Source organism: Comamonas sp. (genome assembly GCF_036643215.1).
Taxonomy (GTDB): Bacteria; Pseudomonadota; Gammaproteobacteria; order Burkholderiales; family Burkholderiaceae_C; genus Comamonas.
The window spans coordinates 106,874-121,168 of the sequence record NZ_JAVXSJ010000005.1; the positions used below are offsets into that span (position 1 = coordinate 106,874).

13 protein-coding genes are annotated in these 14,295 nt (G+C 59.4%); all 13 read left to right on the forward strand.

Annotated features, from left to right (window positions below; genetic code table 11):
• Window positions 1-7 precede the first annotated feature (7 nt).
• The 13 genes from RSF91_RS05775 (at window position 8) to rsmH (ending at window position 14,286) form a co-directional block, all read left to right on the forward strand.
• Entirely contained in the window at window positions 8-1,015 is a 1,008-nt protein-coding gene (locus tag RSF91_RS05775; protein WP_099735698.1) for a Bug family tripartite tricarboxylate transporter substrate binding protein, read from the forward strand.
• Window positions 1,016-1,191: 176 nt separating this feature from the next.
• Window positions 1,192-2,955: an acyl-CoA dehydrogenase family protein gene (locus RSF91_RS05780; RefSeq protein ID WP_332567520.1), complete on the forward strand. Its 1,764-nt coding sequence runs from the start codon at window positions 1,192-1,194 to the stop codon at window positions 2,953-2,955.
• A gap of 117 nt (window positions 2,956-3,072) precedes the next feature.
• Window positions 3,073-3,648: a MarR family winged helix-turn-helix transcriptional regulator gene (locus RSF91_RS05785; protein WP_332577401.1), complete on the forward strand. Its 576-nt coding sequence runs from the start codon at window positions 3,073-3,075 to the stop codon at window positions 3,646-3,648.
• Window positions 3,649-3,698: 50 nt separating this feature from the next.
• Complete coding sequence (gene dapF, locus RSF91_RS05790) at window positions 3,699-4,577, forward strand: diaminopimelate epimerase (RefSeq protein ID WP_332567522.1); 879 nt, start codon at window positions 3,699-3,701, stop codon at window positions 4,575-4,577.
• Window positions 4,574-5,287 carry a DUF484 family protein gene (locus RSF91_RS05795; protein WP_332567523.1) on the forward strand — a complete coding sequence of 238 codons (714 nt, stop codon included), beginning with the start codon at window positions 4,574-4,576 and terminating at the stop codon, window positions 5,285-5,287. The genes dapF and RSF91_RS05795 overlap by 4 nt, the downstream gene beginning before the upstream one ends.
• 27 nt (window positions 5,288-5,314) lie before the next feature.
• Window positions 5,315-6,373: a tyrosine recombinase XerC gene (locus RSF91_RS05800; RefSeq protein ID WP_332567524.1), complete on the forward strand. Its 1,059-nt coding sequence runs from the start codon at window positions 5,315-5,317 to the stop codon at window positions 6,371-6,373.
• 211 nt (window positions 6,374-6,584) lie between these two features.
• Entirely contained in the window at window positions 6,585-7,706 is a 1,122-nt protein-coding gene (locus tag RSF91_RS05805) for a CobW family GTP-binding protein (protein WP_332567525.1), read from the forward strand.
• Between the two features lie 252 nt (window positions 7,707-7,958).
• On the forward strand, window positions 7,959-8,702 hold the full coding sequence (gene dksA / locus RSF91_RS05810) for an RNA polymerase-binding protein DksA (protein WP_332567526.1): 744 nt from the start codon (window positions 7,959-7,961) through the stop codon (window positions 8,700-8,702).
• 46 nt (window positions 8,703-8,748) lie between these two features.
• The gene (locus RSF91_RS05815; protein WP_332567527.1) at window positions 8,749-10,458 is read left to right on the forward strand and encodes an STAS domain-containing protein; all 1,710 of its coding nucleotides are present in this window, start codon (window positions 8,749-8,751) and stop codon (window positions 10,456-10,458) included.
• Between the two features lie 161 nt (window positions 10,459-10,619).
• Entirely contained in the window at window positions 10,620-11,165 is a 546-nt protein-coding gene (hslV, locus tag RSF91_RS05820; protein ID WP_099737814.1) for an ATP-dependent protease subunit HslV, read from the forward strand.
• A gap of 77 nt (window positions 11,166-11,242) precedes the next feature.
• Entirely contained in the window at window positions 11,243-12,565 is a 1,323-nt protein-coding gene (gene hslU / locus RSF91_RS05825; protein WP_332567528.1) for an ATP-dependent protease ATPase subunit HslU, read from the forward strand.
• A gap of 353 nt (window positions 12,566-12,918) precedes the next feature.
• Window positions 12,919-13,347, forward strand: coding sequence for a division/cell wall cluster transcriptional repressor MraZ (gene mraZ / locus RSF91_RS05830; protein ID WP_332567529.1), 429 nt, complete (start codon window positions 12,919-12,921; stop codon window positions 13,345-13,347).
• Between the two features lie 9 nt (window positions 13,348-13,356).
• A complete protein-coding gene (rsmH, locus tag RSF91_RS05835; protein ID WP_169107407.1) occupies window positions 13,357-14,286 on the forward strand; it encodes a 16S rRNA (cytosine(1402)-N(4))-methyltransferase RsmH in 930 nt (309 codons plus the stop codon).
• The last annotated feature ends 9 nt before the right edge of the window (window positions 14,287-14,295 follow it).

The window sequence follows — 14,295 nt, forward strand, 5'->3', positions numbered from 1 at the left end:
ACAAACCATGCAAGATCGTCGCAATTTCGTCAAAAGTCTGAGTGCTGGCGCTGCGCTGGCCGCGTTCGGCGGTATCGCCAGTCGCAGTGCTTATGCACAGGGCGGTGGCCCGCTGGAGCAAGTTCGTATTCTTTACGGCTTCCCGGCAGGCAGCGCCGGTGACTCGGTGGCGCGCCGCGTGGCTGAAAAGATTGGTGGCACCAGCTATTCAAAGAATATGGGCGTGGTGGAAAACAAGCCCGGCGCCGGTGGCCGCATTGCGCTGGAAAGCCTGCGTGGCTCTGTGGGCGATGGTTCGGTGATCGTGCTCTCGCAGGTCTCCGCCTTCTCCATCTATCCCCATATTTATAGCAAGCTCCCCTATCAGGCAAAGGACTTCGAGCCGATTTCTATTGGCGCCATCATGCACCACGGTCTGGCGGTCGGCCCGGCAGTGCCTGCCGAAGTCAAGACGCTGAAAGACTTTCTGGCATGGAGCAAGAACAACCCCGACAAGGCCAGCTTTGGCAGCCCCGGTGCCGGCACCCAGCCCCACCTGATTGGTGCGTTGCTCAGCCTGCGCTCCGGCGTCAAGCTCAGCCATGTGCCTTATCGCGGAACGGCCCCTGCGGTGTCTGACCTGGCGGGCGGCCAGATTGCGGCGGTCATGGGCCCCAGTGGCGATTTCTTGAGCTACTACAAGGCCGGAAAGCTGCGCGTGCTGGCCACCAGCGGTCAGCAGCGCAACCCCTATCTGCCCAATGTGCCTACGTTTGCAGAGCAGGGTTTTAGCGACCTGATCGCCGAAGAGTGGTTTGGCTTCTATGCGAACGCCAAGACGCCTGCCGATGTGCGCCAGCGAGCGCATGCCGCCATCACAGCTGCACTCAAGAGCGATGCGCTCAAGGACAGCGTGGGTGTGGTGGGGCTGATTGCGACCAGCTCTACGCCTGAGGAAATGGCCCGCTCGCAGCAGGCGGAGTTTGATCGCTGGGGGCCGCTGGTCAAGCAGATCGGCTTCACGGCGGACTCCTGATTTCACCCCCTGAGCCGCTTTGCGGCTTCCCCCTCTCTCGCTTCGCGAGAGGGGGGACGGCATCTCCTCAAGGCGGCGCTTGCCTGGCGTCCCTGATTCCCCGATGGCATGAGTCTGTGCTTATCCGGTTGACCTCCACTTTTCCTTTTCTTTGATTGCCGTCGCGGTCTTTTTGTATGTCCTATTTGCCCGCCAGCGCTGATAACGCGTTTCTTCTTTTTGATGTGCTCAAGGCTGATGAGCAGTTGCAGCGCCTGCCTGCCCATGCGGGTACGGATCAGGCTTTGATGCAGCAGGTGCTGGATGAGGCTGGCAAATGGGTGGGCGATGTGGTGGGCCCGTTGTCGCGCAGTGGTGATGAAACTGGCGCGCAGTTTGATGCGGGGCGTGTGACCACGCCGCCGGGCTTTTCCAGTGCGTATCAGGACTTCTGGCAGGCCGGCTGGCCTGCGCTGGCCTGTGCTGAAGAAGATGGTGGTCAGGGCCTGCCCTGGGTGCTGGAAGGCGTGCTTTATGAATGGCTGAGCGCCGCCAATCATGGCTGGACCATGGCGCCGGGTCTGCTGCATGGGGCGTATGAATGCCTCAAGCACCACGGCAGCGATGCGCTCAAGGCGGCTTATCTGTCAAAAATTGCCAGCGGTGAATGGCTGGCCACCATGTGCCTGACGGAAGCGCATGCGGGTAGCGATCTGGGGCTGGTGCGCACGCAGGCCGTACCTGCAGGTGATTCGCCGCTGGGTGAGAGTTTCGCCATCAGCGGCGGCAAGATTTTTATCTCGGGCGGCGAGCATGATCTGACCGACAACATTGTCCATCTGGTACTGGCACGCTTGCCCGGTGCGCCTGCCGGGCCCAAGGGGCTGTCGCTGTTTCTGGTGCCCAAGGTGCTGCCAGACGGTGCGCGCAATGCCGTGGTCTGCGAGCGTATTGAAGAGAAGATGGGCCTGCACGGCAGCCCCACCTGTGTAATGCGCTTTGACGCTGCCACCGGTTGGCTGATTGGTCAGCCCGGTGCAGGCCTGAACGCCATGTTTGTGATGATGAATGCCGCCCGCCTGCATGTGGCGCTGCAAGGCATGGGTCTGCTGGATGCGGCATGGCAAAAAGCCCATGCCTATGCGCTGGAACGCCGCCAGATGCGCGCGCCCGGCACGGTGCCTGCCTCGCGCGGCGTGGGCGATACGGCGGATTTGATTATTGAGCACCCGACCATTGCCCGCACGCTGGATGTGCAGCGCGCATGGGTGGATGGCGGGCGCGTGCTGGCCTACCAGACCGGCGTTTACCTCGATGTGGCACGCTATGCAGAAAGCGCCAAAGAGCGCGAGCAGGCCCAGCAGTGGTGCAGTCTGATGACGCCCGTGCTCAAAGCCGCATGGACGCAGCAGGCCTTTGAAGGTGCCAGCGCCTGCTTGCAGGTTTTTGGTGGCCACGGCTATATCCGTGAATGGGGTATTGAGCAGATCGTGCGCGACTCTCGCGTGGCCATGATTTATGAGGGCACGAACGAGATTCAGGCCATTGACCTGCTGGTGCGCAAGGTGCTGCCTGATGGTGGGCAGGCCATGGGTCAGTGGCTTCTGTTTTTACGCAAGTCAATGGATGCAGGCCGCCCGCTGGATGCTGAGGTTTTGCGCGGCCTTGCGCAGTTGCGCTACTTCACCACCGTGCTGGCGCAGGCCTGCAAGGAAGACGACACCCTGGCCTGGCGCGTGGCCGATGACTACCTGCGCTGCGTGGCTGTGCTGTTGCTGGGCTGGGCCTGGGCACGTATTGCAGCCACGGAAGGTACAGACGATGAGCGCTGGCAAGGCCCGCTCAAGCAGGTGCAGCAGCGAATCCTGCCTGAAATGGACTGGCGAATGAGTCTGATGAAATCGCAGTGGGCGCAGGCTTCTGTTGTGCACGGCAACCAGCTGTATGCAGCGACAAATTGACTAAATATGCCTGCAAGATGTCTGCAAAACCGGCAGAATTATGGACTTTTCATAGCTTTCTTTGGGCTGATGCGCCCTTGATTGCTTGCTCTCTTGCTACAGAATTTGACTCGTCCAATGCTCGCTCACAAGACTGCCGAAACCATCGTTAAAGAAACTGCCGCAAAGCCTGCACGTGTTGTGCGTAACGCTCGCAGCAAGCCTGAGGACTCTGGCGCTGCAAGCTCGGAGCAGGGGGGCAGTGAGGCGGTCGAAATGTTTGCCGTGGATCGTGTGGACGCCAGCTTTCTCGAGTCGCTGCTGGGCTACAACGCGCGCCGTGCATCGCTGTCGCTGGTGGGCGTCTTTGTCGAGAGCATGGAACGCTTTGATCTCAAGATTGTGGAGTTCTCCGTGCTGTCGCTGATCGGCAGCAATGCGGGCATCACTTCGCGCCAGCTCTGCCAGCAACTCGCGGTGCTGCCGCCCAATATGGTGGGCATGATTGACGCTCTGGGTAAACGCGGCTTTCTGGAGCGCCGCCCGCACCCGCGTGATGGCCGCGCCACTGGCTTGTATCTGAGTGCTGCGGGGCGTGAGCTGGTCGATGCCGCAGAGCCAGAACTCAAGAGTCGCGAGACGCAATCCATTGCTCACTTGAGCGAGATGGAGCAGAAGCAGCTCAGAGAGCTGTTGCAAAAGCTGTACCGCTAAAGTTGGCCGATGGCGCAGACCGCGTGCCCGGCGCGATAATGCCCAGCATCATGCAGATTCGCTTTACCAAGATGCAAGGCGCGGGCAACGACTTTGTCGTGCTCGACGAAACCCAGGCTCGCCTGGGCCTGAACGCAGCCCAATACCGTTATCTGGCCGATCGCCACTTTGGCGTGGGTGCCGATCAGATTCTGACCGTTCGCCCCGCCCCGGCAGAGGGCGTGGATTTTGAATACGTCATTCACAACGCCGACGGCGGCGAGGTCGAGCAGTGCGGCAATGGCGCGCGCTGCTTTGCCCGCTATGTGCATGACAAGGGGCTGACCGATAAAAGCGTGATTCGCGTGCAGACGCTGTCGGGCATCATCGCCCCCGAAATTCACAGCAACGGCCGCGTGACCGTGGACATGGGCGCGCCGCAGCTCGACCCCGCCAAGGTACCGTTCACGACCGAAGGCCTGCAGCCTGAGACACTGGGTTTTGCACAAAAATGGCCTCTGGCGCTTGATGTGCCTGCGCAAACAGCTACGGTTTGGATAGCGCCCGTCTCCATGGGCAACCCCCACGCCGTGCAACTGGTCGACGATGTGAACACTGCGCTGGTCGAGGTGCATGGCCCGCTGATCGAGCGCCATGCACGTTTTCCGCAGCGCGTGAATGCCGGCTTCATGCAGGTCATCAACCGCAGTGCCGTCAATCTGCGCGTCTATGAGCGCGGCTCAGGCGAGACGCTGGCCTGCGGCACCGGTGCCTGTGCAGCCGTCGTGGCAGGCATTGGCTGGGGGCTGCTGCACAGCCGCGTGGATGTGCATACCCGTGGTGGTCTGCTGACCATTGAGTGGGCGGGTGGCGCGCAGGACCGTGTGCGCATGACCGGCCCCGCCGAGTTTGTTTTTGAAGGCCAGATCGACATACCCGATACGTTATGAACAGCTTGACCGACATTGCAGTGACCGAAGATTCGATTACCGACTATCTTCAGCAAAACCCTGAATTCTTCGAGCGCCATGCTGAAATGCTGACTGGCGTGCGCCTGATCAGTGGCCATGGCCCGCGTGCCGTGAGCCTGCAAGAGCGCCAGGCTGAAATGCTGCGCGAAAAGATCAAGGGGCTGGAGCACCGCATCATGGACATGGTGCGCCACGGCAGCGAGAACGCGAGCATCGCCAACAAGATTCATCAGTGGACGCATGCCCTCGTCAAGGTGCAGGACCTGCGCGAGCTGCCCCATGCGCTCACCGCCAGCCTGCAGCATATTTTTGATGTGCCCCAGGTGGCGCTGCGCCTGTGGAATGTGGCTGGCGCGCACAGCGGCACCGTCTACACCATGGGTGTAAGCGATGATGCCAAGGCCTTTGCCGCATCGCTGACCATGCCGTTTTGCGGCCCCAATATGGGTTTTGAGCCCGTGAACTGGCTGCCCAACCCCAATGCCGTGCAGTCCGTGGCGCTGCTGACCTTGCACGATGGTGCGATGGACAGCACCTCCAACGCCTTCGGCATGCTGGTGCTGGGCTCGCCCGATCCGCTGCGTTTTGACGCGACCATGGGCCTTGAATTCCTCGCGCGGATTTCCGAGCTGACCAGTGCATCGCTTTCGCGCATGCGCCCGCCTGCTTTGACGCTGGCTCACGGTTAAATCAGAAAAAATGGGTTGCAGCCTTTGATGCAAGAGCGCGAGCAGCTCTCTTTTGAGGAGCAATATGCGCAGCTGCCGGACCTTGTTCACAGCTACCTTGAGCATGTGCGGGTGCAAAAGCGCCTGGCGGACCGCACGCACACGCTTTACGCGCTGGATTTGATCAAGCTGCAAGACTTTGCGCGGGTGGTCAACCAAGAGCTGCTGGCGTTGCAGCCCCTGCATATCCGCCGTTTTGCTGCGCAAATGCATAGCGCAGGCCGCAGCGCACGCGGCATTGCGCTGATTCTTTCGGGCTGGCGCAGCTTTTATCGCTGGGCGGCCCAGCAGGAACTGGTGCCCTTCAACCCCGTGGAAGGCGTGCGCGGCCCCAAGGCACCTAAACCCTTGCCCAAGGCCTTGGCTGTAGATGACGCAGTGCAGCTGGCCAGCTTTCAAAACCCCGAAGCCGACCCGTGGATTGAAGCGCGTGATGCCGCGATGACCGAGCTGCTCTACAGCTGCGGCCTGCGCGCGGGCGAGCTGGTTGGGCTGGATGTCAGGCCCGATCAGACCACGCAGCAGCAAGGCCGGGGCTGGATAGATCTGGACGCGGGCGACGCCCATGTGCAGGGCAAGGGCGGCAAGCGCCGCAGCGTGCCCGTGGGGCGTATGGCGCTGCAGGCGCTGACAAAGTGGCTGGAGGTGCGCAGCAGCGCTCTGGCAGGGGCTGCGCAGGCTAAAGCGCAGGGCGAGGCCGCCTTGTTCATCGGCCGCCAGGGTGAGCGGCTGACAGGCCAGTCCGTCTGGGCCAGGCTCAAGCAGCGCGGGCAGCAAGCAGGGCTGGCGTCTGGCGTACATCCGCATGTGCTGCGCCACTCTTTTGCCAGCCATATGCTGCAGTCCAGCGGTGATTTGCGGGCCGTGCAAGAGCTGCTGGGCCACTCCAGCATTGCCACCACGCAGATCTATACGCGGCTGGATTTTCAGCATCTGGCTCAGGCCTATGAAAACGCCCACCCGCGCGCGCAGCGCCAGAGCGGGGATGAAAAGCCCAAGCCGCGGCGCAAGATGCCAAATGCCAGCGGCGATGAGGCTGATGATTAATTAGTCCTGATTTGATAGCGGATATCGCAATTGGAATAAGCGTCAGAGGCTGATTTCCTTTGAATTTTTGCCCGGCCCTGCTGGCCGTGAGCGCTTGAAAGCGCCGCTACACTCCCCAGCTGTTTACCACCGGGGCGAGCTGTTCGAGCTGCGCCCGCGTGTTTTTTAGGCAGCGGCATGTAGCGGCTGCCTCAGCAAGAGGTTTCAACGCATGGCTCTCATTCCAGTCACTATCCTCACGGGCTTTCTGGGCTCTGGCAAAACCACGCTGCTCAAGCGCGTGCTGCACGAGTCGCACGGCATGAAGATTGCCGTGATCGAGAACGAATTCGGTGAGGAAAACATCGACACCGACATTCTCAAGACCGAATCCAAAGAGCAGATCCTGCAGATGAGCAATGGCTGCATCTGCTGCACCATCCGCGAAGACCTGCGCGAAGCCCTGCAATTGCTGGCCGCCAAGCGCCGCAAGGGTCTGGTGGACTTTGATCGCATCGTGATTGAGACCACTGGCCTGGCCGATCCCGGCCCTGTGGCTCAGACTTTCTTCATGGACGATGAGATTGCAGAGAGCTACTTGATCGACTCCATCATCACGCTGGTCGATGCCAAGCACGCCAACCAGCAGCTGGATCACCGCCAGGAAGCGCGCCGCCAGGTGGGCTTTGCGGACCAGATGTTCATGTCCAAGACCGATCTGGTGACAGAAGCGGAAAAGGAAGCGCTGACCCACCGCCTCAAGCACATGAACCCCCGCGCGCCTATTCGCGCCGTGCATTTTGGCGATGTGCCTCTGAGCGAAGTGTTCGACCTGCGCGGCTTCAATCTGAATGCCAAGCTGGACATCGACCCCGACTTCCTCAAGGAAGATGACCATGCACATGACCACAGCGCCTGCGACCATGGCCAATGCGAGCATGACGATCACGCCCATGAGCACAAGCAGGAACATGTGCATGATGAGCATTGCGGTCACGACCACCATGATCACGAGCATGGCGAGCACTGCAACCACCCACATCACCACCACTATGACGATGATGTGAAGAGCTTTGTCTACCGTGCTGATCGCCCGTTTGACCCCGCCAAGCTGGAAGATTTTCTGGGTGCCATTGTCAATATTTATGGCCCCAAGATGCTGCGCTACAAGGGCGTTCTGGACATGAAGGGCACCAGCCGCAAGGTGATCTTCCAGGGCGTGCACCAGCTCATGGGCAGCGATCTGGGCCCCGAGTGGGAAGAGGGCGAGAAGCACGTCAGCAAGATGGTCTTCATCGGCATCGACCTGCCTCAGGACATCCTGCGCCAAGGCCTGGATCAGTGCCTGGTGTAACTGCTTGAGAGCGAGGCTGGACCAGCAGTCCGGCATTGCTGACAATGACTGACGGCCTGCATTGCAGGCCGTTTTTTTTGTTTGAAATTTCTCGCAAACTGCTCTGGATATGGACGACGTCAGTTTTTGAAATTGTGGGGTATGTGCAACGGTTGGAGGATGAGTCGGCGGTCGTGGCTACAATGCCGCCCCTAAAGAGGGTGTTAGTGCAATCTTGCTCTGCAAGGACACTGTACTGTGAGGAGACAGGACATGAACACTGTGAAAACCAAGCAACCCAAGGCTGCGGCCAAAGCCGCGGCCACTGCTTTGCACACTGGTGATGCCGGGTCCTCTTTGGCGGGTATGGCTGCGGACAAAGCGCAGCTGGCACCCGGGGCACAGGGGAACTCTTCCAGCTCACCCCAACCCAAACGATCTGCAACGCTTCCTGCGCGGCAGCCTGAAACAGATGTTCCGCCCCTGGCTCCAATCAGCGCCAAGGCAGCGGTAACCCAAAGTGATAAGAAAGCTATGACCAACACAAAGCAAGCCGCGATCAAGAAGGATCCCAAGCTGGCCAATGCCTGGAAAACCAAGTCGGTGGAGGAATTGACCGATGCTGAGGTGCTGGCCATGTCTGACGACGACTACATGAACGATGCCCAGCTGGCTTACTTCCGCCGCAAGCTGGTCACGCTCAAGAACGACATGCACACGAATGCCGGTGAAACCGCAGAAAACCTGCGTGAAGACACCGTGGTGGTCCCCGACCCAGCAGACCGTGCCACGATCGAAGAAGAGCATGCTCTGGAGCTGCGTACCCGCGACCGCGAGCGCAAGCTGCTCAAGAAGATCGATCAGTCCATCGCCCGTATTGATGCAGGCGATTACGGATATTGCGACGAAACTGGCGAGCCTATCGGTGTAGGTCGACTGCTGGCACGTCCCACGGCTACACTGTCGCTGGAAGCCCAGCAACGCCGTGAACTCAAGCAGAAGATGTACGGCGATTGATTTGCATCAAATGTTGATGGGGCTGCAGGCATCAAAGTAGAGGACCATGGCTAAAGAAGAAAACAAATCGGGAGGATTGCTGTCCAAGGTGGCGCGCTTTGTGCGTCACCCGACCGTCAATTGGTCCGAATTGGAGAATCTGGACCAGGACAGCGACGAGAGCCAGTACAGCAAGCAGGCGCTCAAGGAAATGCTGGAGCGCAAGCGCCAGAATGACTTTGTGCGCAAGCGTGAATTTGAGCAGCTGCGCAAGATGCGTCAGGCGCAGCTGTCCAAAGCATCGGTTACCGCCAGAGCTCCGCTTGAGACGCCGACCCCATTAGCTGCATCGAGCTTCTTGCAGACTGCGCAAAACTCCATTCTTGGAGAGCGAGCAGACACCATCAAGAAAATTGATGAAATCGAAGCGCAGATGGCCCAGCAATGGTGGCGCGGCAAGCAGGTCGCAGACGCGGCCACCATGCCGCTGCAGTTGCCAGAGGGCGGCAACGCCATGCCTTCGATCTTCAAGGCACAGCCTCCCGTGCCGGAAAGCTCACTGCCCATGCTCAGTGATGCCTTGCCCAGCGATTTCGCGCTGCCTCTGCCCGGTAAAGGCATCAAGCCTTTGCGCGGCGACACAGATTTTTCCCCTGGCTTTGCATCGACCGAGGTCTCCGCCCCGGCAGAAGTCGGCATGGTTCCGCCTTCCTTTGTGCGTTTTGAGCATGATGCGGAGCTGGAAGATGCGGCCATTGTTTTTGCCAGCGGCGATAACGAAGGGGCCGAGGCCAGCCTCAAGGCCCTGATTGCCCAGCGTACCCAGGGCGCGCCTTCGCAGTTGCCGGTATGGCTGGCTTTGCTGGACATGTACCGTGCGGCGGGCATGCAGGCTCAGTTTGAAGACGCGGCCATGGACTTTGTGGCGCGCTTTGGACGCTCCGCACCGCAATGGTTTGCCATGCCGCAGCAGGCAGGCAAGCTCAGCGAAACAACACCAGAAGCACCTCAGGCAGGCTTTCACTGGCCTGCGCCAGTGCAACTGAGCGAATCCAGCCTCAGGGCTTTGCAGGTCAGCAAGGCGCGCAGCCCTGGCCCGTGGGTCATGGACTGGAGCGCCCTTGAGGTGATTGACCCAGCCGTGAAGGCTCCGTTGCTGGAAGCCGCCGAGGAATGGTCGGCTCAAAAGGGTCAACTGGTTTTTGCAGGCCATGAGCGACTGCTTTCCGTGCTTGGCAAACATGCTCCTTCGGGTGACCGTGCGGTTGATCAGGACTGGTGGCATTTGCGACTGGCCATGCAGCGCCTGATGCATCTGCAAGATGATTTTGAATTGACGGCGCTGGATTACTGCGTGACCTACGAGCTGTCGCCGCCATCCTGGGTTGACCCTGTCTGCGGCTATGCGAACGAAGGCCAGGATCAAAAGCGTGCCTATCAGGACAGTCTGTTGATGGGCCCTGAGACGATTCAGCCGAACATGCTCTGGAAAGAGCGCAAGCCACGCTTTGCGCTGCAGGGTGTGATTGACGGCGATGCTCTGCCCTGGCTCAGTGAAGTGCAGGGCAAAGCCAAGCTGGGCGAAGCCCTTGCCATTGACTGTGCACGACTGGTACGCATGGACTTTGCGGCCGCAGGATCGGTGCTGAACTGGGCTGCGCAGATGCAGGAGCTGGGCCATGTGCTGCAGTTCAGCCAGTTGCACCAGTTGCTGGCCGTGTTCTTCAATGTCGTTGGCATTCAAGAGCACGCGCAGGTGATTCCTCGAAAAGACTGACACCCTCTGCGGCGTTTTGCGCCGTCCCCCTTTCGCGAAGGGGGCGCCATCGCCGCGAGGCGGCTCTGGTGTTACGCAGCGCCGTTTTTGGGTGGGCACTTGCTTCAAATTTAATTTATTTTGGCTCTTGAGGTCGCCGTAGCTTGCCCCATCTGCAGCAGATGGAACAGTTTCACGGCACCACCATCATTAGCGTGCGCCGCCAGACTCCCGAGGGCGTACAAGTCGCTATCGGTGGTGATGGTCAGGTCACATTGGGTCACATCGTCATCAAGGGCACGGCGCGCAAGGTACGCAAGCTCTATCACGGCAAGGTGCTGGCGGGTTTTGCGGGTGCGACCGCAGACGCTTTCACGCTGTTTGAGCGCTTTGAAGCCAAGCTGGAAAAGCACCAGGGCAATCTGACCCGCGCAGCGATTGAGCTGACCAAGGAATGGCGCACCGACCGCGTGCTGCGCAAGCTCGAAGCCATGCTGGCCGTGGCCGATGCCACCACCTCCCTGATCATTACCGGCAATGGCGATGTGCTTGAGCCCGAGCAAGGCATTGTGTCCATCGGCTCCGGCGGCGCCTATGCGCACTCGGCCGCCAAGGCTCTGCTCAACAACACCGAGCTGTCGGCCGAAGACATTGTGCGCAAGTCGCTGGCGATTGCCGGTGAGCTGTGCATCTACACGAACATGAATCACACGATTGAGACGCTGTAAGCGCTTTATCTATCTAATTTGATAGCTGCTTGCGCTTTATTGATAAGCGCTAGCGGCCATTTGACTGAGAAAATCCCATGTCTTCTGCCATGACTCCCCAGGAGATCGTCTCCGAGCTGGATAAGCACATCGTCGGCCAGCACGGTGCCAAGCGTGCCGTGTCGATTGCGCTGCGTAACCGTTGGCGCCGTCAGCAGGTGCCTGATGGCCTGCGCCAGGAAATCACGCCCAAGAACATTCTGATGATTGGCCCCACCGGCGTGGGCAAGACTGAGATTGCTCGCCGACTGGCTAAGCTGGCGGACGCTCCATTCATCAAGGTTGAAGCAACCAAGTTCACTGAAGTCGGCTATGTGGGCAAGGATGTGGACGCCATCATTCGTGATCTGGCCGAGGTCGCTGTCAAGCAGACCCGCGAGTCGGACATGAAGAAGATGCGTGCCCGCGCCGAAGATGCGGCCGAAGATCGCATTCTCGATGTGCTGGTGCCGCAAGCCCGCACCGGAGAGGTGACGGCCGATAACACCGCCCGCCAGGTTTTCCGCAAAAAGCTGCGTGAAGGCCAGCTCGATGACAAGGAAATCGAGATCGATATCGCAGAGCAATTGCCCCAGGTGCAGATCATGGGTCAGCAGCCGGGCATGGAAGAAATGGCCGAGCAGCTGCGCGGCATGTTCAGCCATATGGGCCAGGAAAAGCGCAAGACCCGCAAATTGCCTATTAAAGAGGCGCTGAAGCTGCTGACCGACGAAGAAGCCGCGAAGATGGTGAACGAGGAAGATGCCAAGACGCGCGCCATCGCCAATATGGAGCAGAACGGCATCGTCTTCATCGACGAAATCGACAAAGTTGCTACGCGCCAGGAAACCAGTGGCTCTGATGTTTCGCGCCAAGGCGTGCAGCGTGACCTGCTGCCATTGGTGGAGGGCACGTCGGTGTCCACCAAGTACGGCGTGGTCAAGACCGATCACATCTTGTTCATCGCCTCGGGTGCGTTTCATCTGTCCAAGCCCAGTGATCTGATTCCTGAGCTGCAAGGGCGTTTCCCCATTCGCGTGGAGTTGGAATCGCTGTCGGTTCAGGACTTCGAGGCGATTCTCATGCAGACTCACGCCTCGCTGGTCAAGCAGTATCAGGCGCTTCTGGCGACTGAAGGTGTGACGCTGGAGTTCAAGCCTGACGGTATCACCCGCCTGGCCACGATTGCCTTTGATGTGAATGAGCGTACCGAGAATATTGGTGCGCGCCGTCTGTCAACGGTGATGGAGCGTCTGCTCGACGAGGTCAGCTTTGATGCGGCCAAGCTTTCGGGTCAGACCGTGACCATTGATGCTGCTTATGTGAATCAACGTCTGCAGGTGCTGAGTCAGGACGAAGATCTGTCGCGCTTTATTCTTTGAAGTCCTGAGCGCTTGATTCGAGCTGCCCGCCTGTGCGGGCAGTTTGCATTTGTAGGAGAAGGAGCAGAGTTAATCAGTTCCTTACATTGAATTGCTTGGTTGCAATTGACGCACCGAATGAGAGTCCACATGCATTGAGTTTGCTAAGTGCTTGTAAAGGAAAGGTATTTTCAAAATGAGCCTTTTCTTTTTCACTCTAAGTGCTTGATTTCATTGCAAATAATTGTTCCTTTGCGTTTGGAATACCCTGAAATTGCTGATACAGTGCAAAAAAGTGCAATTAAGTGGTGAAAGCTGCCCTCGTACCTGCTTTTTAAGGAACGAGTGGCTCCAGATGACCGGAGTAATTAGCCGTGTTTCAAGGGGCGTCTTCGCTGAATATCGATGGAAAGGGGCGGCTGTCTGTGCCGACCCGGCATCGTGACGCCCTTTTGTCGATGGCTGAAGGTCAGGTCACCTTCACCAAGCATCCCGATGGTTGTCTGTTGCTGTTTCCGCGGCCTGAGTGGCTGCAGTTTCGCGAACGTGTCGCGCAACTGCCGATTACCGCTCAGTGGTGGAAGCGCATTTTTCTGGGCAACGCGATGGATGTGGATATGGACGCGACCGGCCGACTGCTGATCTCGCCTGAGTTACGTGAGGCTACAGGTCTGACCAAAGAGGTCTTGATGCTGGGCATGGGGGCGCATTTCGAGGTCTGGGATAAGACCACTTATGAAATGCGCGAAGCGGAAGCGCGCCAGCAACCGATGCCGGCGGCTTTCCAGGATTTTGTTTTGTAGGAAGAGCTTGTGAATCAGCCGTTGCAACATATCACCGTCTTGCTTGACGAGGCCGTGGACGCCCTGTTAGGTGGTGCTGCTCAGCCGCCCGCGGGCCAATGGGTGGATGCAACGTTCGGCCGGGGAGGTCATTCCCGGCTCATATTGCAGCGATTAGGGCCGGATGGCCGACTGGTTGCGTTCGACAAAGATCCGGACGCAATCGCTGAAGCGGCGCGCATCACCGATGCGCGTTTTTCGATTCGGCACGAAGGATTCAGTCACCTCAATGAACTGCCCGAAGGCAGCGTGCAAGGGGTGTTGATGGATCTGGGCGTGAGTTCGCCCCAGATTGACAACCCGGACCGGGGCTTCAGCTTCCGCTTTGATGGCCCTCTCGATATGCGCATGGACACCACCCGTGGCCAGAGCGTGGCCGAGTGGCTGGAAGACGCGGAAGTGCAGCAGATTGCGGAGGTGATACGTGATTACGGCGAAGAACGGTTTGCTGGCCCCATTGCAAAGGCGATTGTTGCTAGGCGCGAAAGCCAGGGGCCATTGCGCACCACCGGTGAGCTTGCCCAGCTCGTGGCTGGCCAAGTCAGGACCCGCGAAGCTGGGCAGAATCCGGCTACACGGACCTTCCAGGCTCTTCGGATTTTCATCAATGCCGAACTTCAGGAGCTTGAACAAGCGCTAGAAGCAAGCCTGCGCGTGCTGGCACCCGGCGGGCGTCTGGCCGTGATCAGCTTCCACTCACTGGAAGACCGCATCGTCAAGCAGTTTATCGCCAAGCACTCCAAGGAGGTCTATGACCGCCGTGCTCCGTTTGCACTGCCCACTCCCATGCGCCTGAAGGCGCTGGACCGCATCAAGCCCAGCGCTGCTGAAGTCGACGGCAACCCGCGTTCACGCTCTGCCGTGATGCGTGTGGCTGAGCGCACCGAGGTGCCTGCATGATGCACCGCC

Coding starts and splice junctions, on each gene's coding strand:
- RSF91_RS05775 (WP_099735698.1), top strand. CDS start 8: ATGCAAGATCGTCGCAATTTCGTCAAAAGTCTGAGTGCTGGCGCTGCG.
- RSF91_RS05780 (WP_332567520.1), top strand. CDS start 1,192: ATGTCCTATTTGCCCGCCAGCGCTGATAACGCGTTTCTTCTTTTTGAT.
- RSF91_RS05785 (WP_332577401.1), top strand. CDS start 3,073: ATGCTCGCTCACAAGACTGCCGAAACCATCGTTAAAGAAACTGCCGCA.
- dapF (WP_332567522.1), top strand. CDS start 3,699: ATGCAGATTCGCTTTACCAAGATGCAAGGCGCGGGCAACGACTTTGTC.
- RSF91_RS05795 (WP_332567523.1), top strand. CDS start 4,574: ATGAACAGCTTGACCGACATTGCAGTGACCGAAGATTCGATTACCGAC.
- RSF91_RS05800 (WP_332567524.1), top strand. CDS start 5,315: ATGCAAGAGCGCGAGCAGCTCTCTTTTGAGGAGCAATATGCGCAGCTG.
- RSF91_RS05805 (WP_332567525.1), top strand. CDS start 6,585: ATGGCTCTCATTCCAGTCACTATCCTCACGGGCTTTCTGGGCTCTGGC.
- dksA (WP_332567526.1), top strand. CDS start 7,959: ATGAACACTGTGAAAACCAAGCAACCCAAGGCTGCGGCCAAAGCCGCG.
- RSF91_RS05815 (WP_332567527.1), top strand. CDS start 8,749: ATGGCTAAAGAAGAAAACAAATCGGGAGGATTGCTGTCCAAGGTGGCG.
- hslV (WP_099737814.1), top strand. CDS start 10,620: ATGGAACAGTTTCACGGCACCACCATCATTAGCGTGCGCCGCCAGACT.
- hslU (WP_332567528.1), top strand. CDS start 11,243: ATGTCTTCTGCCATGACTCCCCAGGAGATCGTCTCCGAGCTGGATAAG.